Annotated in this window: 15 protein-coding genes; 5 read left to right on the top strand and 10 right to left on the bottom strand. The window is 71.7% G+C overall.

The features are described 5' to 3' along the window. Positions 1-6 precede the first annotated feature (6 nt). The 7 genes from WMF24_RS07665 to WMF24_RS07635 form a co-directional block, all read right to left on the bottom strand. Positions 7-1,566 (bottom strand): serine/threonine-protein kinase, encoded by a 1,560-nt coding sequence (locus WMF24_RS07665; protein WP_437735708.1) that lies wholly within the window; start codon positions 1,564-1,566, stop codon positions 7-9. 519 nt (positions 1,567-2,085) lie between these two features. Beyond that, positions 2,086-3,912, bottom strand: a complete 1,827-nt coding sequence (locus tag WMF24_RS07660) for an FG-GAP-like repeat-containing protein (protein ID WP_437735707.1) — start codon at positions 3,910-3,912, stop codon at positions 2,086-2,088. A 105-nt stretch (positions 3,913-4,017) separates the two neighbouring features. Beyond that, a complete protein-coding gene (locus WMF24_RS07655) occupies positions 4,018-4,731 on the bottom strand; it encodes a hypothetical protein (protein ID WP_437735706.1) in 714 nt (237 codons plus the stop codon). Beyond that, positions 4,728-5,711 carry an alpha/beta fold hydrolase gene (locus WMF24_RS07650; protein ID WP_437735705.1) on the bottom strand — a complete coding sequence of 328 codons (984 nt, stop codon included), beginning with the start codon at positions 5,709-5,711 and terminating at the stop codon, positions 4,728-4,730. The genes WMF24_RS07655 and WMF24_RS07650 overlap by 4 nt, the downstream gene beginning before the upstream one ends. Positions 5,712-5,786: 75 nt before the next feature. Further along, a complete protein-coding gene (locus tag WMF24_RS07645; RefSeq protein ID WP_437735704.1) occupies positions 5,787-6,842 on the bottom strand; it encodes an AraC family transcriptional regulator in 1,056 nt (351 codons plus the stop codon). Positions 6,843-7,049: 207 nt separating this feature from the next. After that, positions 7,050-8,288, bottom strand: a complete 1,239-nt coding sequence (locus WMF24_RS07640) for an MFS transporter (protein ID WP_437735703.1) — start codon at positions 8,286-8,288, stop codon at positions 7,050-7,052. Beyond that, positions 8,285-8,461 carry a hypothetical protein gene (locus WMF24_RS07635; protein ID WP_437735702.1) on the bottom strand — a complete coding sequence of 59 codons (177 nt, stop codon included), beginning with the start codon at positions 8,459-8,461 and terminating at the stop codon, positions 8,285-8,287. The genes WMF24_RS07640 and WMF24_RS07635 overlap by 4 nt, the downstream gene beginning before the upstream one ends. A 269-nt stretch (positions 8,462-8,730) precedes the next feature. Between WMF24_RS07635 and nrfH the strand changes: the two genes are divergently transcribed. The 5 genes from nrfH to WMF24_RS07610 all read left to right on the top strand — a co-directional run bounded on the left by nrfH (position 8,731) and on the right by WMF24_RS07610 (position 14,601). Next, positions 8,731-9,291: a cytochrome c nitrite reductase small subunit gene (nrfH, locus tag WMF24_RS07630; protein WP_437735701.1), complete on the top strand. Its 561-nt coding sequence runs from the start codon at positions 8,731-8,733 to the stop codon at positions 9,289-9,291. A gap of 30 nt (positions 9,292-9,321) precedes the next feature. Further along, positions 9,322-10,803 (top strand): ammonia-forming cytochrome c nitrite reductase subunit c552, encoded by a 1,482-nt coding sequence (locus tag WMF24_RS07625; RefSeq protein ID WP_437735700.1) that lies wholly within the window; start codon positions 9,322-9,324, stop codon positions 10,801-10,803. A gap of 369 nt (positions 10,804-11,172) precedes the next feature. Beyond that, the gene (locus WMF24_RS07620) at positions 11,173-12,495 is read left to right on the top strand and encodes a M28 family peptidase (RefSeq protein ID WP_437735699.1); all 1,323 of its coding nucleotides are present in this window, start codon (positions 11,173-11,175) and stop codon (positions 12,493-12,495) included. Between the two features lie 148 nt (positions 12,496-12,643). After that, complete coding sequence (locus tag WMF24_RS07615; protein ID WP_437735698.1) at positions 12,644-13,612, top strand: TIGR03885 family FMN-dependent LLM class oxidoreductase; 969 nt, start codon at positions 12,644-12,646, stop codon at positions 13,610-13,612. A gap of 146 nt (positions 13,613-13,758) precedes the next feature. Next, a complete protein-coding gene (locus WMF24_RS07610) occupies positions 13,759-14,601 on the top strand; it encodes an alpha/beta fold hydrolase (RefSeq protein ID WP_437735697.1) in 843 nt (280 codons plus the stop codon). Positions 14,602-14,942: 341 nt separating this feature from the next. Here the strand turns inward: WMF24_RS07610 and speB are convergent, their stop codons facing one another. Genes speB through WMF24_RS07595 form a run of 3 tightly spaced genes read right to left on the bottom strand, consistent with a single transcriptional unit; the run spans position 14,943 to position 20,196 of the window. Continuing rightward, a complete protein-coding gene (gene speB / locus WMF24_RS07605; RefSeq protein WP_437735696.1) occupies positions 14,943-15,926 on the bottom strand; it encodes an agmatinase in 984 nt (327 codons plus the stop codon). 17 nt (positions 15,927-15,943) lie between these two features. After that, a complete protein-coding gene (locus WMF24_RS07600) occupies positions 15,944-18,073 on the bottom strand; it encodes a substrate-binding domain-containing protein (protein WP_437735695.1) in 2,130 nt (709 codons plus the stop codon). Further along, a complete protein-coding gene (locus tag WMF24_RS07595) occupies positions 18,070-20,196 on the bottom strand; it encodes a substrate-binding domain-containing protein (RefSeq protein ID WP_437735694.1) in 2,127 nt (708 codons plus the stop codon). Before WMF24_RS07595 ends, WMF24_RS07600 begins: the two co-directional genes overlap by 4 nt. Between the last annotated feature and the right edge of the window lie 41 nt (positions 20,197-20,237).

Raw genomic sequence — 20,237 nt, 5'->3', positions numbered from 1 at the left:
GTCCGGCTAGAACCCCGGGTCGTGCTTCCACGACCTGGTCGACGCGGGCTGCGGCGTCGGGCTCGGCGACGCGCTCGGCTCGGCGGGCTTGTTCTGACGGCGGGGCGCTGCGCCCCCACGGGGCGCCGGGCGCGGAGCCGGCGTCGGGCCTGCGCTGGCCGAGGCGGAGGCAGAGGGCTCGCCAGGGGGCGCGCCGGGCTCGGTCGCCGGGGGCGCCTCCGCCTCGGGGGGCGTCGGCGCCGGGGGCTCCGCCTCGGGAGGCGACGTCCCCGGGGCGGCGGGCGCGGCGGCGGAAGGAAGAGGGGCCGGCGCGTCGGCGCTCCGGAGCTGCAGCGCGCCGAACACGCCGGCGGCGCACAGCCCGAGGATCGCGACCGCCGGCAGCGCGCGGCTCCTCGGGCGCGCGAACGGAGGGATCTCGTTGTCGGGCGTGCTCTTTCCGGCCGTGCCCGGGGTCGCGCGGCAGATGTCGACGGTGTTGAAGGCGCTCACCACCGAGTGCCCAGTGCCGGTCACGTCGGAGATGCCGAGGTTGTTGCTCAGCTGGTTGCGGTCGGCGCGCTCCAGCGCCTCGGAGAGGGCCGCGTGCGTCTGCTGGTGCTGCTCCTCGAACAGCTCGCGGATGAAGTTGGCGACGTCGTCGTCGGAGGCTCGCTGGCTGGGCGGCAGCGCCCTCTCGAGCGCTCGCTGCAGCTCGCTGGCCGTGGCGTAGCGCTGGTCGCGCTCTTTCTCGAGCGCGCGCATCAGCACGGCATCGAGCAGCGGCGGGTAGTCGGGCTGGAACGCGCGCGGCGCGATCACCGGGTCCGGGGACGAGATGGCGAACAGCGTCGCGCCCTCGTTTTCCCTGCGGAACGGGTGGTTGCCGGTGGTGAGCGCGTAGAGCACGATGCCCATCGCGAACACGTCGACGCGCCGGTCGATCGCGTCGCCGCGCACCGCCTCCGGCGCCGTGTAGCTCACCTTGCCCTTGAGCTGACCGGCCCGCGTCGTGCTGTCGTTGAACGCGGTGGCCTTGGCCACGCCGAAGTCCACCACCTTGGCCATGCCGTTGTACGTGACCAGGATGTTCTGCGGGGAGATGTCGCGGTGCACGAGGCCGACGAGCTTGCCGCTCTTGTCCTTGAGCTCGTGCGCGGCGTGCAGGCCCGCGCAGGCCTGCGTCACGATGCGCACGGCGATCGGGATCGGAATGCCGTTCCGCCGCTTCGCGGCCTTCATCACCTGGCTCAGCGGGACGCCGTCGATCCACTCCATCGCGATGAACAGCACGCCGTCCTGCTCGCCGAGATCGAGGATCTCGACGGCGTGCGGGTGGCGGATCTGCGACGCGAGCGACGCCTCCAGGAGGAACATGCGCTCGAACTGGTCGTCCTCGGAGAGCTGCGGCAGCATCGTCTTGACGGCGACGATCTTCTGGAAGCCGCGCGTTCCCTTCAGCCGCGCCGCCCACACCATGGCCATGCCGCCTGCCGCGATCGGCAGCAGCAGCTCGTAACGGCCCAGCACGGCCCCGGGGCCGAGCTCGGCCGGGGCGCTGGGTAGGACATTCTGCGCAGGATTCACGCTACTCGGAAGGTTGGCTACGTTCCCCGACCGTCACGAGTGTGCTGCGAAACCGAGCAAGAGCCTAGCAAGAAGAAACACGGCCGACACAAGTTGTGACTGTAGTACCAGCACCCCCACCTCCTTACATCCACCAGCAGCCGGCGGCGGCGTCTCGCAGGCGGGCAGTTTGCCGCTCCCACAGGACGTGGCGTGATGGCGAGCGGTCCGGTGCATGGATGAATTGTAGATAGAGCGTTGCTTTTCCAGGAGGCTGGACCGCATGGGATCATGCCTTTGAAACAGGGCCTGTCCCGTCGTTGGGGCTTGACGTCTCCGAGACGTTTGGCCTTCGTTCTCCCCCTCGCGTCGCGAGCGAGCACGGCGTTGTTGACATGACGGGGCGCGTGGCCATCGAGCTCGGCGCGCACGGCATCCGCGTCGTCGCCGTGGCGCCGACGCTCGCGGCGCCGGGCCGCGCGGCCGACGTCGCGCCCTCGCGGGACGGCCCTGGCCGCAGGCCGCGGTCGCGCTGCGCAGCTACGGCGACACCGCCGAGCCGAAGTTCTCGGTGCTGTTGCCGCCTGCGAGGGAGGCCTGCGGGTCATCGCTGAGGTTTCCGCCGAGGAACACGCGCACGCTCGGGCCCCTGGCGAGCCCCACGACGATGTCGCCGAGCCCATCGCGGTTGAGATCGCCAGCGCGCGAGATGAGCGTCCCCACCTTGTCGCCGGACCGCCCGATGCTCGCGACATCCGGCTCCGCGTCGGGGCGCGCGCTACCGCGGTACACATACAACTTGCCGCCAGGATAGATCTCGGGCGCGCCCACGAGCATCTCGGCGAAGCCATCGCCGTCCAGGTCCCCCGAGGACACCGCCTGTCCGAAACGATCGGACGGACCTTCCCCCAGCAGCACCAGATCGGCCGTCGTATCGAACGCCCCTCCCGGTCCGCCGAGGAACAGGGAGGCCGTGCCGCTCGTCGGATCTCCCACGAGCAGGTCGGCGAACCCGTCTCCGTCGACGTCCCCAGCGCCCACCGATCGTCCGAAGTCGCCCTCGCCGACGAGCAGGCCCTCGGGTACTGTATCGATCGGGCCGGACGAGCCGAAATGCACGTAGACGCGGCGGCTGCCGGGCGCTCCGACGGCGACGTCCGAGAAGCCGTCACCATTGAAATCGGCCGACGCGAGCGATGCGCCGAACGCGCTCGAGGCTTGCACCCCGACGAACCTCGCGTCTGCAGCGGGATCGAGGCTCCCGGCGCCGCCCAGCAACACGTGGGCGCTCCCGGGCTCACCCCCGTCGTACCCGGCTCCTGGCATGCCGATCACCAGATCTGCGTAGCCATCTGCGTTGATGTCGCCGGAGGCCAGCGCCGCTCCAAACAGGCGGTCTTTCACCCTGGAAGGCTCCGTGATCGGCTGGACCGGGGGCCACGTCCCCGGATCGGCCGAGCTCCCGGGCATCACGAGGACCAGGCCTCTGAAATCCGCGTGAGGCGCCCCCCCGAGCGCGGCGTCGGCGAAGCCATCCCCGTTCACGTCGGCCGTCGCGAGGGCGCTCCCCACGTGGGCCGTCTCGATGGGCCGACCTTCCATGCTCAGACCGACCAGCGTGCCATCCGCCGTCGCGTCGAAGCCGTCGCCCTTTCCACCCAGAAAGACGTGAGCGCCTCCGCAAGGGTAGTAGTCCTCGAACCCCGGGGGCAGGTGGTCGCTCGCCCCCACGAGGACGTCGTCGGCCCCGTCGCCGTTCAGGTCGTGGTGGGCCCGCCCCACGTTGATCCATCGCACGGCCGACGGCTCGGAGCAGGCGCCCTCCGCGCAGGCGCGGACGCGCCAGTAGACGCGGCTGCCCACGGGGGGCGCCGCGGCCCCTTCGAGGTCGGCGTCCGGCTGCCAGCGCGTCGCCGCCGTCGTCGCCGCGCCGACGCCCGCGGCGAACGACGGGTCCTGGCTGAGCTCGAGGGTGTACTCGATGCTGCCTCCATCAGGCGCTCTCGAGGGTTCCCAGACGAAGGTGGGTCTCCGGGAGCCGGGCACATGCATGGAGCCGACAGCGCTGTCCTGCATCGGCAACCGCGGCACCGGCGTCGTGGGCGCGTTCGGGGCGCCGACTCCGCCGCTGCCGCCGGCTCCGCCGCTGCCGCCGGCTCCGCCGCTGCCGCCGGCTCCGCCGCTGCCGCCGGCTCCGCCGCTGCCGCCGGCTCCGCCGCTGCCGCCGGCTCCGCCGCTGCCTCCGGCTCCGCCGCTGCCGCCGACGCCCGGACCCGGGTCCCGGGTCACGTCCTCGATCCCGAGGAGATCGGCACATCCGAGGAAGAGCGTCGCGAGCGCGACGGCCGGAAGGAAAGAGCTCCGCATTCCGTGAGGCTAAGCGAACGGCGATAGGCCCACAAGGCGAGCACTGCGGGCTGAGCACACGGTCGATGCCGCGCCGGAAGCGGGGACGGCTGCCCGCGCGTCACGCTACCGCTTGATCTCTCGGGGCGGCGCCGCTGCCGACGTCCCGAACGCGTAGGACAGGCCCACTTCGGTGCGGAAGGGGACGAGCGGGGGCGGCTCGAGGCCGTGGGTGGAGCGATAGCCCGCGCGCAGCCCGAGCTCGAGGCTCGAGCCGATCGACACCCCGAACGCGACGCTCGCGTCGAGGTAGCCCCCCGTGGGCGCATAGAAACCGTCGCGAATGCCCTGGTAGGTCGCGCGCGCGCGATCGCTCGCCGCGATGTACGTGCTCAGGATCGCCGTGTGCTCCACCTCCAGCGCGATGAACCCGCCGCGCGCGAAATACCCGCCCGCGAGCCCGAGATGCGCGCCCACGCTCGCGAACTGAAACGTCTGGTTGTCGCCCGTGTGCACCGGCAGCCCCAGGCGCCCGGCGAGCCCCCAGCCGCCGTGCTGCAACAGCATCGCGCGCGCCGCCGGCTCCAGGCGGAATGAGTCGAGCGCCGTCACGAGGAAGACCGGCAGCGTCAGTCCGACCTCGAGGTCGAGGCGGCGCACGAACGATCCCATCGGGATCGTTCGCCCGTAGGCGAGCTCCAGCGCGGGCGCGGAGTTCCAGCCGACGGTGGCGTGCGTCGCGTTCTCTTGCTCCCGTTGGTACCCGCTGATGGGCGCGGCCGACGCGACCGCCGGGGCCGCCGTGGCGGCCATCGCCGCGGCGAGGGCGACCGCTCTCATCTCGCCTCCTTGTAGGCCCCGAGGTGGGCGCGGAGGACCTCCATGACACGATCGGGGTGTCTGTTCACCCAGCCGTGGTCTTCGCCCTCGATGCGGACGAGCTCGACGTTGCAAAACAGAGGGGCGTGGCGGCGCTCCTGTTGCTCGAACCCGATGACGGTGTTGATCGTCGTTCCGATCAGGGTCACCGGGTTGCAGAAGGTATCGAGGCCGGAAGAGAAATCGAAATCCCACGCTCCGTCGGTTTTTGCCGAATTCTGCAGGTCCCGCATCGCGCGCGCGCCCAGGCGGAAGGCCTTGATGTTGTCGGGGTCATCCGGATCTTCGTAATAACCTGGCTGCGACCAGCCCTGTCCCAGGGAGAGGAGGAAGTCTGCGCGCGCGTCTCCGTCGGGGCTCATGGCCCACTCCGACCAGCCGAGATCGTTCAGCCCCTCGGCGGTGAGGCCGAACGTGAAGAGCTCGGTCTCGTTCGCGATCGCCGCGTTCAGGAAGCCCGGCTCGCTGAGGACGGCCTCTCCGACGCGGTCGGGGTGCCTCTGGATATAGAGGGCCGCGTACATGGCGCCCCACGAATGCCCGAACAGCGTGACCGGCGCGTCGGGGGAGAAGCGCTCGACGAGCTCGTGGAGATCCTCCGCGTACATGTCGGCGGTGAAGTCCGATGAAGGGACGCGCTCCGAGAGGCCGGTGCCTCGCTGATCCCAGTGGACGACGAAGTACCGCTCGGAGAGCGCGTCGAGGCCGAGCATGCCGCGCATGTCGCCGCCGGGGCCGCCGTGCAGCGTGATGAGGGTGGGGTTCTCCGGGTCCCCTTGCGTGCGAAGGTGAATGCGGGCGCCGTCGCGGAGGGTGAAGCGAGGCAGCGTGTCGTCTTCCGCCACCGTCCTCGGGACGAGGTTTCCAGGGGCGTCTGGATCCAGGCAGCCCGAGGCGAGCACGAGCCACGCGAGGCAGCAGCGGCAAGCGAAGGAGCGCATGGCCGGAGCGTACGAGCCCGGGCCGTGCTCGGCATTGTGCCGCCACGCCAATCGATTGTCCTGCGATGCCTCCGGCTACACCGCGGAACGCTCGCGGAGCTGGCCCGGCGTGCTCCCCGTCCAGCGCCGGAAGGCCTTGTAGAACGCGCTCACATCGGAGAAGCCCACGAGCGAGCCGACCTCGGCCAGCCCGATGGCGGGATCCTCCAGGTAGCGCAGCGCGAGCTCTTCGCGGGTCTTCTCGACGAGCGCTCGGAAGGGCAGGCCGTCCTCCGAGAGGCGTCGTTGCAGCGTGCGCGCGCTCACCCCGAGCCGCTTCGCCACCGTCGCCAGCCTTGGAGCGCCGCCGTGCAGCTCGAGCGCGAGCGCGTGCCGCGCGCGCTCCACGAGGCTCGCCTGGGCGGGCGGGAGCTTTTGCACGAGGAGGGCGGCGTGGCGATCGAGGACGGCACAGAGCTCGGGGGCGGCCCCCTTCATCGGCGTCGCGAGCGCCTCGCGCGGGAGGACGATCGCGTCGTCGGGCGCTCGAAATCGGATCGGGCACGCGAAGATCCGGGTGTATGTCTCGAGCTCGGCGCAGCGCGGGTGACGGAACTGGATCGAGGAAGGCGACAACGGCGCGGCGGCGAGCGCGCGGAAGCGCAGGACGATGTTCGCGAAGCCGAACTCGGTCGCGACCCGGTGCGGGGCCGCGCCCGGCACGTGCTGCCGGACGAGCCGGGCCTCCTTGCGATCGACCTGGAGGACGTGGCGCACGGCCGTGCTGATGACGGCGAAGTGCCGCGAGAACCTCTGGAAGGCGTCGCCCACCGTGTCGCTCGACGCGACGACGTAATCCATCACGTCCCAGTGGCCGATCGAGAGCGCCTCCGCGGCGCGGAGCCCGACGCCCGGATCGCCGGCCCTCTCGACGACATCGTCCCAGAGCGCGATCCAACGGCGATAGGCGAGTCGGAAGTCGGGGTTGCGCAGCTCCTCCGGCGCGAGCCCGTGCGCTCGGGCGAGCGAGCTCGCGTCGAGCCCCGCTGCCTCTGCGGCGCCGAGCACGCTCCGCAGGGCCTTCACGCCGACGCTCAGCGTGCGCTCGCCCTCCGCCTTCACGGGCGGGTCGAGGCCCCGACGAGGGCGCACGATGCGGGGCCTGCGCGACACTGCCGAAAGTGACACGGGCCGTCGGCGGCGTCAATCACGCCCGGATTGACCATGACCCGACGTCTGGCCACGGATGGTCAGACGTCTGGCCACGGATGGTCAGACGTCTGGCCACGGATGGTCAGACGTCTGGCCACGGATGGTCAGACGTCTGACCGCGCATGGTCAGACGTCTGACCGCCGCCCTTACACCCGCGCCGTCTCCTCGAGCTCCTTGCCGCGCGTCTCGGGCAGGAGCCACAGGATGAGCGCCAGCGCGAACAGCGGGAAGATCGATGTCGCGGACACCGCACGTCCCCAGCCGACCTCCTCCGCGGCGAGGCCCACGGCGATCGGAGAGAGCAGGTAGCCGATCCGGCCGAGCAGGTTGTTGGACCAGGCGAGCGCGTCGCTGCGGAGGTGCGTCGGGAAGAGCTCGGTCATGTAGGCGTTCAGCACGGGCAGCACGCCGCTCGCGCCGAAGATGGCGAAGACGAGCGCGGCCGTGAGCCCGGCGCGCGAGCCCAGCGAATAGGCGCCGAGCACGCCGCCCGCCGCCAGCACATAGATGATCACCGCGCCCCTGCGGCGGCCCACGACGTCGAGCAGCTTGCCCGAGGCGAAGATGAGCGGCATCGACACCACGGCGGCGAACGTGATGCTGGCGCCCACCTCGGCGTCGGTGAAGCCCCGCTCCCGCAGCGCGAACGACTTCCAGAACGTCACCGCGTTCTGCGTGCACACGTACGTGAGCCCCCAGATCAGCGCGAGCTGCAGCATCCGCCCGCGGTACGGCGTGCGCCAGATGCGCAAGAGCGGCTGCGCGCCCTCCCCTTGCCGCTCGGCCGCCGCCTGCTCGAACCGCGCCGTCTCGCGCAGGCCGCGACGGGCCACCGCCATGATCACGAGCGGGATGCCGCCGACGAAATACACGCTGCGCCAGCCGTACGGGGTCGCGAGGAGCAGCGGCACGACGCCGGCGCACACGATCGACCCGAGGCTCGAGAACGCCTGGATGACGCCGATCACCATGCCGCGCCGGTCGCTCGGGTACTCCTCGGCCGCGTACACCATGCTGACCGCCCACTCGCCGAGCAGGAAGATGCGCGCGAGGAGCTGGAAGACGGCGAACACGTAGACGTTCGGCGCGAACCCCGTGAGCACCGAGAAGAGCGTGTAACCCGCGATCGTGATCGTGAGCACCCGCCTCCGGCCCCACTCGTCGGCCTTGCGCACGAGCAGGTACGCGATCATCGTCCCCGCGTTGATGAAGCCGACGAGCAGCCCCTCGTGGCGCGCGGCGAGCCCCATCTCCGCGCCGAAGTTCGGCAGGATCTGCGTGAGCGCGAGGTAGTCGTAGCCCTCGAAGAACGAGGCCACGCTGAGGAACCAGAACAGCCGCCGCTGGTAGGGCGTGAACGGCGTCTTCGGGGCCGCTTTCGTCATGTCTCCTGCTCCGTCGGCACGAGCGGGGGCTCGTCGACGCGGTAACGCCGGTACGGCACGCAGCCGGCCGGCTTCACGAAGTCCGACAGCCGTACGTGCCGGCCCGCGGGAACGCCGGCGCTCGCGGGCGGCGTCGACGTCGAGCTCGGGTGCGGGTCGCGCGGTGCGTTCACGAGGGCGGCTCGCGACGCTCCCTAGCGCAGCCGGGGCGCGGCGGGAACAGCCGCCCCCTAACGCGCGCGGCGGCGCGGGATCTGCGCCGCCGCGCACGCGTTGCGCGCGCCGGTCGAGACGCGCGTGTCGACCGGCGCGCGTCTCGAGACGCGCGCGCCCTGGGTCGAGCCGGCGTTCGCCGTCGCCTCGCCGCGCCGTCGCCTCGCGGTCAAGGCTCGCTCCTGGCGTGTCCGCCGTGGCACCTGCCTTGCAGACCGCGCCGCGACCGATGACCCGTCCGCAGGACCGCGAGCCCGAAGGGGAAGGACCGCGGAGCGCGCCGCTCGATCCGGCCGTTCCCGAGCGCGCAGGCGCGCCCGAGCGCGCGAGCGCGGGGCGCCGCTGGACACGCGCCCTGCCCCTCGTGCTCTTCATCGCGGTCGGCGCGGCCGCGGGGCTGGGCGGCTACACCTTCGTGTACGCGAAGGGCGCGTCGTACCTGCAGAACGATCCGTCGGCGTGCGCCAACTGCCATATCATGAACGAGCAGTTCGACGGGTGGCAGCGCTCCAGTCACCGCGCTGTGGCAGGATGCAACGATTGCCATGCTCCCCACACGTTCCTGGGGAAATATGTCACAAAGGCGACGAACGGGTTCTGGCACTCGTTCGCCTTCACGTCGGGGCGCTTCCCGGATCCGATCCGGATCAAGCCCGGCAATCTCCGCGTTACCGAGGAGACCTGTCGCGCGTGTCACGGCGACATCGTTCATGCGATCGACAACGAGCACGGCGGGGCGCCCCGGATCTCGTGCGTGCGCTGCCACCAATCGGTGGGGCACCTGCACTGAGGCGCGCCCGCCGCTCGAGGGATGGATACGATGACGGAGCCCACGGACGAAGCATCCACGACAAAGAGCCCGCGGCAGCCGGCGCTCCGGCGCTACCTGCCGCTCATCACGATCGGCGCGGCGGCGGCCGCCGCCGGGATCGCCGCGCTGCTCGTCAACATCTTCGAGCACAAGCAGGAGGCGAAGAACCCGTTCTATCGTGTCGTCGAGCTCGACGACATGACAGAGGACCCGGCGGTCTGGGGGAAGAACTTCCCCGTCCAGTACGACAGCTACCGGCGCACGGTGGACCAGAAGCGCACGCGCTTCGGCGGGAGCGAGGCGGTGCCGCGCACGCCCACCGCGGCCGATCCGCGCAGCGTCGTGGCGCAGTCGAAGCTCGAGGAGGACGGGCGGCTGAAGACGATGTGGGCCGGCTACGCGTTCTCGCACGACTTCCGCGAGGAGCGCGGGCACGCGTACATGCTCGAGGACCAGGTGTTCACCGAGCGGCAGATCGTGACGCAGCAGCCGGGGACGTGCATCCACTGCCACGCTTCCGTGTACGTGCCATACAAGAAGGCCGGCGGGGGCGACCTCATCCGCGGGTGGGAGGCGATGAACAAGATGCCCTTCGGGGAGGCGCGCAAGCACGTGACGCACCCGGTCTCGTGCATCGACTGCCACGATCCGCAGACGATGCAGCTGCGGGTGACGCGGCCCGGGTTCCTGGAGGGGATCCGCGCGCTGAAGGCGTCGATGGGCCAGGAGAGCTACGACGTCAACACGATGGCAACCCAGCAGGAGATGCGCTCGTACGTGTGCGGCCAGTGCCACGTGGAATATTACTTCAAGGGCCCGGAGAAGCGCCTCGTGTACCCGTGGGCGAAGGGGATCAAGGTCGACGAGATCTACGCCTACTACGCGGAGAACGGCCACGCGGACTGGACGCACGCGGAGTCGGGGGCGAAGGTGCTGAAGGCGCAGCACCCGGAGTTCGAGATGTGGAATCAGGGCGTGCACGCGCGCTCCGGGGTCGCGTGCGCGGACTGCCACATGCCGTACCAGCGGGTGGGGGCGGCGAAGGTGAGCGACCACCACATCCAGAGCCCGCTGCTCAACATCAACCGGGCGTGCCAGACGTGCCACAGGTGGCCCGAGGACGAGCTCCGGCAGCGCGTGGAGACGATCCAGGAGCGGCATTTCGAGACGCGCAACCGGGCGCTCGACGCGCTGACGGCGCTGATCGGGGACATCAAGCGGGCGAAGGAGGCGGGCATGACCGACGAGACGCTCGCTGTCGCGCGGGAGGCGCAGCGGAAGTGCCAGTTCTTCGTGGATTTCGCGGAGGCCGAGAACTCGTCGGGGTTCCACGCGCCGCAGGAGGCGATGCGCATCCTGGCGTCCGCGATCGACACCTGCCGCAGCGGGCAGCTCGCGCTGCGCGACGGGGCGCCGGCAGGGGCGGCGATCGCGGCGCCGGCGGGGGCGCAGCCGGCGGGATCCGCGGCGCCGGATGCTGGCGCCCGCTAGACCACCGATCGCCTGAAACAGAAGAGAGATAAACCACAGAGGGCACAGAGGGCACAGAGGAAGAGAGAGAGAGAAAAAATTCTCTCCCTCTCTTCTTCTCTTCCTCTGTGCCCTCTGTGCCTCTGTGGTTCAATTTCTCTCTTCAACACGCAGCACTCCAGCCGGAGAACCGCGCCTCCACGCGAACATGGCGAGCGGCCTCTTCCCAGGCCATCTCCGGACCGACGAGCTGGGCCATGACTCCGTAGCTTCGATGAGGTTATGTGTCCTGCCATCCACTCGAGGCGATGTGAGGCGGCGCCGCCGGGAGATAGTGCTTGGATCCTCGAGATGAGATCCGTAGGGTGGCCCCGAAAAGGGGAATACATCATGGCGCTACGCCTTCATCGCACCTGGGCTGCGGCCGCGGGATGCGCGGCCTTCGGGCTGATCTCGACCTCGTGCGCCGGCGGAGATCCGACCGCGCAGGCAACTCGGGAGATCCATGTCTCGCTGGTGGGCAAGGACACCGTCACCACGTTCCTGAACCGCCTCGCCACACCGCAGGGGCACATCGTCGCCACCCGCGCCGCCGTCGACGGCGCGCAGGAGAGCGCCGCGCTGAAGGAAGAGCACGACACGTCGCTCCACATCGTGGAGGGACCGCTGCCCCGCGCGGCGCTGCCAGGAGAGAGAGCGCGCGTGGGCGGGTTCGCCGTCGTCGCCGTGCCGAACGGGCAAGATCCGCACGACTGGCTCGGATCGCACGCCTACCACGCGGAGCCGATCGCCGAGGACGAGGTGGCCGTGCCGAGCGCGACGCGAGCGCTGCGCGGCGACGATCTGGGAGAGCAGCGCTCGGCGCTCGTCGGAGAGACACCCGACATCACCATCGACATCAACGCCGCGTTCCTGGAGGCACGGCTCAAGGAACTCTCGGGCGCCACGCCCGTCAACGTAGGAGGCCGGTCGGTCGTCATCCGCGAGCGCGGCTCGGAGAACGGGCGCGCCTTGACGCGCACCTGGCTGAGGCAGCAATACCAGGCCCTCGGGTTCACCGTCCAGGAACACACGTACCGCAGCGGCTGGAACCAGGGCGTCAACGTCACCGCGGACAGGCACGGCGCCGATCCGTCGCGCGTCCTCATCCTCGGGGCCCACTACGACTCGGTGAGCAATGCCGGCGCCGACGACGACGCCTCCGGCATCGTCTCGTCGCTCGCCATCGCGCGCGCGCTGAAGGACACCCCGCTGAACATCGGGCTCCGCATCGTCGCCTTCGACCAGGAAGAGACCGGGCTCGTCGGCTCGAACGCCTACGCCAGCATGCTCGATCGCAACGGGGAGCTCGCGAAGGTCGTCGGCGTCATCGACCTCGAGATGACAGGGTACGACTCGAACGGCGACGGGCACTATCACGTCATCCACTGCAACGAGAACACCTCGGCGGATCTGGCCGCCTCGGTCGAGGCCGCGGCACAGGGCGCGGAGCTCGGGCTCGTGCGGACGGAGGCATGCACGAACCGCAGCGATCACGCGGCGTTCTGGCGCTACGGCACGCCGGCCGTCGCCGTGTCGCAGGACTTCTTCGGCAACGACGGCAACCCCTGCTACCACGCGCGCTGCGACACGGTCGATCGCATCAACTGGGACTACATGCGGCGCCTCACCCAGGCCGTCGGGATCGCCGCGGCGAGGATCCTGACCGAGTGACGAGACGTCGCCGCTCGACCGACGAGCGGCGGCCGACGTCGTCTGGCCCTGCCTGGCGCGGCGATTGCTCCGACGCGGACGCGCTGGCACGCCGACGCGCCCAGGCAGTCCGGCGGGAGCCCGGCGCGACAAGGAGCCTGACAGACCCATGCGGAAGCTCGCGATCGGCTATCACGCGTCCCACGAACAGCTCGCCCCCTCGGCCTTGCTCGGGCACGTGCGCCACGCCGGGCAGGCCGGGTTCGCAGGGGCGATGTGCTCGGACCACTTCCACCCCTGGGGCGAGACGCAGGGCGAGAGCGGCTTCGCGTGGGCATGGCTCGGCGCAGCGCTGCAGGCCACGTCGCTGTCGTTCGGAACGGTCTGCGCTCCGGGATACCGCTACCACCCGGCGGTGATCGCCCAGGCGGCGGCCACGCTGGCCGAGATGTACCCGGGCCGGTTCTGGCTCTCCATCGGGAGCGGGGAGGCGCTGAACGAGCACATCACCGGGGAAAAATGGCCCGACCACGCCGAGCGGACAGCGCGGCTGGAGGAGTGCGCCCAGGTGATCCGGGCGCTGTGGCGCGGCGAGACGGTGACACACAGGGGCCGCGTGGTGGTGGAAGGCGCGAAGCTCTACACGCGCCCGGCAGCGCCGCCGCTCCTGCTCGGCGCGGCCATCTCGCCGGCCACGGCGGAGCGCGTCGGGCGCTGGGCCGATGGGCTGATCACGGTGTCGCAGGGCAAGGAGCAGCTCCGCGAGGTGGTGCGCCGCTTCCGCGAGGGCGGCGGCGAGGGCAAGCCGATGGTGCTCCAGACGAAGATCGCCTACGCCGCCGACGAGAGCGCAGCGCTCCGCGAGGCGCACGCGCAGTGGCGGACGAACGTGCTCCCGCCGCGGCTGCTCGCGAGCCTCGTGATGCCCGAGCACTTCGACGCGGCCGCGTCGTTCGTGCGGCCCGAGGACGTCGCCGCGCAGGTGCGCGTCTCGGCCGACGTCGGACGGCACGTGGCCTGGCTCCACGAGGACGCCGAGCTCGGCTTCAACACGATCTACGTTCACAACGTGACCTTGGACCAGCAAGCCTTCATCGACGTCTTCGGCGAGCGCGTCCTCCCGGCGCTCGCCGCGTGAGACAGCGGCGAGGCGAGCCCGAGAGCAGCGCTCCAGGGCGGCCAGGCGCCGGAGCGACTCGCGGCGATCTGCCACACATGGTGCGTTCTGCCGGCCCGCCGGGGGGTCTGGCGCGGCACAGCGGTCTGTGATTTCACTCGATCACGATGAGAGTACAGACAGGCGACGTCCGGCTGTTCTTCGATGTGGAAGGGGCGAAGCTCGTCCCCGAGGGGCCCGCGATGCGGGAGCGGCCCACCGTGATCCTGCTGCACGGCGGGCCGGGGGTCGATCATACGGAGTTCCGATCGTTCGGCCCGGCGCTCGCCGAGGTGGCGCAGGTCGTCTACGTCGATCACCGCGGCTGCGGGCGCAGCGACCGCAGCGGGCCCGAGCGGTGGAACCTGGAGACGTGGGCAGACGACGTGCGGGCGCTCTGCGACGCGCTCGACATCCAGCGGCCCGTGGTGCTCGGACACTCGTTCGGAGGCATGGTGGCGCAGGCGTACGCGGCCCGATATCCGGATCACCCGGGGAAGCTGATCCTCTCGAGCACGACGGCGAAGCTCCGCCTCGACCGCATGCTGCCCGTCTTCGAGCGGCTCGGGGGCGCGGAGGCGTCCGACGTCGCCCGCCGGTTCTTCGCGGACCCGATGCCCAGCTTCCACGACTACATCCGCGTCTGCCTCCCGCTCTACCGCCAGTCGCCGCCGGACGAAGGCGCGCTCGCCCGCGCGGTCATCCACCTCGACGTGGGCGGCCATTTCGTGAAGGGCGAGATGCAGACGTACGACCTGCGCGCGGACCTCGCGCGCGTCCGGTGCCCCACCCTCGTGCTGTCCGGCGATCTCGACCCGTTCGCGACGGTCGAGGACGCGCGCGATCTCGTGGCAGCCCTGCCCGCGGAGCTCGTCACGTCACGGAGCTTCCCCCGCGCCGGACACGCGGTGCTCGACGACGCGCGCGACGAGGCGCTCGCGGCGGTCCGGGAGTTCATCGGCGCGGCCTGAGCGACGGACGGCGGCTCCGCGCGCGAAGGCTCCGCGCGCCGGAGCCGCCAGCGCGTCCTGCCAGGGTACAAAAAAACAGAGCGCCCATTTCGACGGCGGGGGGGGAGCCGTCACGGGCGCTCTGGTCTGCGTATTTAGCAGGATGCAGGCCAGGGCCTCCCCTGCTGGTTTCCTTGGGTTTTCCCTGAGTCGAGCGCCGGATCGATTTCATCCGTGAGATCGGCGCTTGCAGACCTGGCAGCTCAGGAGGCCTCCGGGCACCCGGACAGGCGACGCCGCGGCGCGCGGGCGCCGCACCGAGCCGCCGCCATGGCAGGGCGCAAGGCCCACCGCGAACGGCGTTATGCGGCGGGCCCCCCGGGCGCCGCGCCGCCGCCGGGCCGGCGCGCAACCAGGATGAGGTGCTCGTAGGCGATCGTCGCGGCGGCGAGCGCCGTGATGCCCGCGGCGTCGTAGGCCGGCGCGACCTCGACGACGTCCGTGCCGACCACGTCCACGCCCCCGAGCCCGCGCAGGATCTCGATCGCCGTCGCGGTGCTGATCCCGCCGCAAACGGGGGTGCCCGTGCCCGGCGCGAAGGCGGGATCCAGGCAGTCCACGTCGAACGTCACATACACCTTGCGCCCGGCGACCGCCTCCCGGACGCGCTGGATCAAGGCCGCGGCGCCGTGGCGGTGAATCCAGGGGGCGTCGAGGATCTGGAATCCGCGCGTGTCCGGGTTGTGGGTGCGAATCCCGATCTGCACCGAGCGCGCCGGATCGACGAGCCCTTCCCGGGCGGCGTGGAAGAACATCGTGCCGTGATCGATCCTCCCGGCGTCGTCGTCGGCGCCCCACGTGTCCGAGTGGGCGTCGAAGTGGATGAGCGAGAGCGTGCCGTGCTGCTTGTGCAGCGCCCGCAGCACGGGCAGCGTGACGAAGTGGTCGCCGCCGATCGACAGCGGCGTGGCCCCGCCGCGGAGGATCCCCGCGATGTGCGCCTCGATCGCGGCGGGGACGTCCGCCGGTCGACCGTAGTCCCACGCGCAGTCGCCGTAGTCGACGACCGCCAGCCGCTCGAGCGGGTCGAGCTCGCAGCCGTACGGGCGATCCCAGGCGAGCAGGGCAGACGCCTCCCGCACGGCGCGCGGGCCGAAGCGCGCGCCGGGGCGGTGGCACGTCGCCGTGTCGAGCGGCAGCCCCGTCACCGCGACGTCGACGCCCGCCAGATCCCGCGAGTACTTCCGGCGCAGGAACGAGAGGGCGCCCGCGTACATCGGCTCGTGCGAGGCGCCGGTGAGGGACTGGGCTGTGAACGCATTGTCGCCGCGATCGCGAATCGCCATGTTGCCTTGCTCTCTCGTCAGACGGCGCGCCGCGTGAGCTTGTCTATCGCGGCGGCCAGCGACTGGAAGATGGATATCCCTTGCAGCTCGATCCCGAGGCTGACCATCCGCTGCGCCATCGCCGGGCCCACGCCGACGAGGCTCACGCGCGCCCCGAGCAGCCGCGTCGCCTGCGCCGTCTGCACGAGCGCCGCCGCCGTGTCGGCGTCGACCAGCGGCACGCCCGTCACGTCCAGCAGCACCCACCGCGCCCCCTCCCGCGCCACCCCGGAGAGCACCGCCTCGGTGATCTGCTGCGCCCGCGACGCGTCGATCGCGCCGATCAGCGAGATGAGCAGCACCCCGGGCAACAGCGGGATCACAGGGCAGCCGAGCTCACGCACCGTGCTCGACAGCGCGCGCTCGCGCTCGTACGCGGCCGCCAGCATGTCGCGCTCGGCGTGCAGCGCGTCCTCCATGTCGTGGCGCTCGAACGCCGCGACGAGGAGCGACACCCACATGGACAGCGGCTGGAGGTTGTCCGCGAAGCTCTCGACGTGCAGCCCGCCGAGCACGAGCGCCCCCCAGTCGCGCCGCCCGTTCAAGAGCGGGACCATCACGAGGTAGCCGCTCGGCTCGTCCGGCGAGGCGGCCTCCATCAGCTCGGGCGGCGGAAAGTGGCCGGCCTTGTACCGGCACCCCACGAGCGCGGCCACGCCGGGATCGCCCGTGTGAACGCTGTCGATGATGAGCTCGGGCCCGTCCTGGTCCCGATCGTTCGCCCAGAGCGCCAGGCACCCGACGCGCACGGCGGTGTGCTTCAGCCAGCCAAGGCGCTCGTCGAACCACGCCGGCCCGGGCGAGAGCAGCCTGCTCATGTCCATGTTGGCGCGGACAAGCCGCTCCAGGCTCCGCACGCCGCGCCGCTCGGACGCGGCGAGCGCCCGCTGCTGCGACAGCCGCACGCGATCGAGGAACGCCTTCACCCGGCGCGCGACGTCCGGCGCCGGCGCGCCGGCGAGCGCCGCGGTGAGCGCCGCGGCGGTCTGCTCGACCTGACCCACCACCGCGAGGAGGATCTCGATCCGGTCGCTGTACGCGACCGCGGCGCCGAAGGCGCGCTCGAGCTCGGCCACCTCCGGCGGCTCCGCACCGGCGAGCGCCGCGCCGAGGCCCCGCGCGATCACCTCGGCCTCGGGCCAGACGAGGGGCCGCTCGCCGGGCCCGAGGTGCGTCGGCCCGGCGAGCACGGCGTTCATCCGCCGGAGCAGGTCGCGCTCCCAGTCGTCCCGGTCCTCGTCGTCCTGCTGCGCGGGCAGCAGGGCCTCCCACGCAGGGCTGCCGCACGACCGCCGCACGACCAGCTCGGCCGGGACGCGGGTCACGAGCCGATCCGGGGCGCGTCCCTCGATGAGGTCGATGATCCGCTCGACGGCCACGCGCCCGAGCAGCTCGGGGCCCTGCCGCATCGTCGTGAGCGGCGGCTCGCAGTGCTGGGCGACGCTGATGTCGTCGAACCCCACCACCGCGATGTCCTCGGGCACGCGGTAGCCGCGCGCCCGGAGCGCGTGGATGGCGCCGATCGCCATCTCGTCGTTGCCCGCGACGATCGCGTCGCAGAACCTGCCGTCGCGATCGAGCAGCTCCCCGAGGCGCCGCTCGGTGTACACGATCGTGCAGTCCTCGAAGCTGGAGAGCAGGTTGAGATCGGGCTCGATCCCGCGCGCGCGCAGCGCCTCGTCGAACGCCGCGCCCCGCTCGATGAAGTCGTCCGACGTGGCCTTGCCGATGTACGCGATCCGCCGGCGGCCGAGGCCGACGAGGTGGTCGACGAGCCGGTGGACGGAGTCGTGGTTCTCGGCGCGCACGACCGGGCAGCGCGCGCCGAGCGCGGGCGCGCAGAAGATCACGGCCGGCGCCCCGCCCGAGATCAGCTCCTCCAGGCCGTCGGTGGAGTACATCGCGATCCAGCCCGCGACCCGGCGGAGCGCCACGCCGCGCTCGACGATGGACCGAGGCGACCCGTAGCTCAGGAGGAGCTCGTAGCCGCGCTCGCGCGCGGCGCGGTGCATGCCGGCGAACGCCATGGCGTTGAAGGAGTTGTCGAGGAAGACCGAGGCGACCCCGATCACGTTCGATGTGCGCTGGTCGACAGGCATCGCCGTCATCCCGGTCGTCTCCTCGTGAGGTGGCTTATCGCGGCGGCCAGCGACTGGAAGATGGATATCCCTTGCAGCTCGATCCCGAGGCTGACCATCCGCTGCGCCATCGCCGGGCCCACGCCGACGAGGCTCACGCGCGCCCCGAGCAGCCGCGTCGCCTGCGCCGTCTGCACGAGCGCCGCCGCCGTGTCGGCGTCGACCAGCGGCACGCCCGTCACGTCCAGCAGCACCCACCGCGCCCCCTCCCGCGCCACGCCGGAGAGCACCGCCTCGGTGATCTGCTGCGCCCGCGACGCGTCGATCGCGCCTGTCAGCGAGATGAGCAGCACCCCGGGCAGCAGCGGGATCACAGGGCAGCCGAGCTCACGCACCGTGCTCGACAGCGCCCGCTCGCGCTCGTACGCGGCCGCCAGCATGTCGCGCTCGGCGTGCAGCGCGTCCTCCATGGCGTGGTGCTCGAACGCCGCGACGAGGAGCGACACCCACATGGACAGCGGCTGGAGGTTGTCCGCGAAGCTCTCGGTGTACAGCCCGCCGAGCACCAGCGTCCCCCAGTCGCGCTGCGCGCCGGCGACAGGGACGAGCACGACGTGGCCGCCCGGCTCGTCCGGCGCGGCGGCGTCGAACAGCTCGGGCGGCGGAAAGTGGCCGGCCTTGTACCGGCGCCCCACGAGCGCGGCCACGCCGGGATCGCCTGTGTGAACGCTGTCGAGGATGAGCTCGCGCCCCGCCGGGCCCCGATCGTCGGCCCAGAGCGCGAGGCACCCGACGCGCACGGCGGTGTGCTTCAGCCAGCCCAGGCGGTCGTCGGTGCACACCTGCCGCGAGGCGAGGAGCCCCGTGATCGCCATGTTGGCGCGGACCAGCCGCTCGATGCTCCTCGCGCCGCGCCGCTCGGACGCCGCGAGCGCCCGCTGCTGGGCGAGCCGCGCGCGGCCGAGGAACGTCTCCACCGCGCCCGCGGCGCCCGCCGGGGCGGAGCCGCCGGCGAGCGCCGCGGCGGTCTCCTCGATCTGGCCGACCACCGCGAGGAGGACCTCGATCCTGTCGCTGTGCTCGACCGCGCCGTCGAAGGCGCGCTCGAGCTCGGCCACCTCCGGCGGCTCCGCCCCGGCGAGCGCCGCGCCGAGGCCCCGCGCGATCACCTCGGCCTCGGGCCAGACGAGGGGCCTGTCGCCCGGAGGCGCGGGCGCCGCCCCCTCGAGCACGGCGTTGAGCCGCCAGGCGAGGTCGCGCTGCCAGTCGCCGCCCGGCGCGTCGAGCTCCTCCGGCGCGAGCAGCCCGGCGTCCCACGCGGCGCTGCCGCACGATCGCCGCACCACGAGCTCGGCGGGGACGCGGGTCACGGGCCGCGGCGGCGGGCGGCCGGCGAGCAGGCCGGCGAGCAGCTCGACGGCCATGAGCCCGAGCAGCTCGGGGCTCTGCCGCATCGTCGTGAGCGGCGGCTCGCAGTGCTGCGCGAGGCTGATGTCGTCGAACCCCACGACCGCGATGTCCCCGGGCACGCGGTAGCCGCGCGCCTGGATCGCGCGGATGGCGCCGATCGCCATCTCGTCGTTGCCCGCAACGATCGCGTCGCAGAACCTGCCGTCGCGATCGAGCAGCTCCCCGAGGCGCTTCTCGGCGTACAGGATCGAGCACTCGTGGAAGCTGGAGAGCAGGTTGAGATCGGCCTCGAGCCCGCGCGCGCGCAGCGCCTCGTCGAACGCCGCGCCCCGCTCGACGAAGTCGCCCGACGTGGCCTTGCCGATGTACGCGATCCGCCGGCGGCCGAGGCCGACGAGGTGGTCGACGAGCCGGCGGATCGACTCGTGGTTCTCCGCGCGAACGACCGGGCAGCGCGGGTCGAACGCGGGCGCGCAGAAGATCACGGCCGGCGCCCCGCCCGAGGTCAGCTCCTCCAGGCCGTCGGTGGAGTACATCGCGATCCAGCCGGCGATGTGGTGGAGCCCAAGGCCGCGCTCGAGGGCGGTCCGGGGCGACCCGTAGTACACGAGGAGCTTGTAGCCGCGCTCGCGCGCGGCGCGGTGCATGCCGGCGAACACCGCGGCATTGAAGGAGTTGTCACAGAAGAGCGACGCGACGCCGATCACCTGCGAGGTGCGCTGTTCGACAGGCCTCGTCCTCATCCCGCTCGTGTCCTCAACGCGCCCCTCGGGCGAGCCTATCA

The sequence above is a fragment of the Sorangium sp. So ce1335 genome (assembly GCF_051521615.1).
Classification (GTDB): domain Bacteria; phylum Myxococcota_A; class Polyangia; order Polyangiales; family Polyangiaceae; genus Sorangium.
This window is presented reverse-complemented; position numbering and strand designations above follow the sequence as displayed.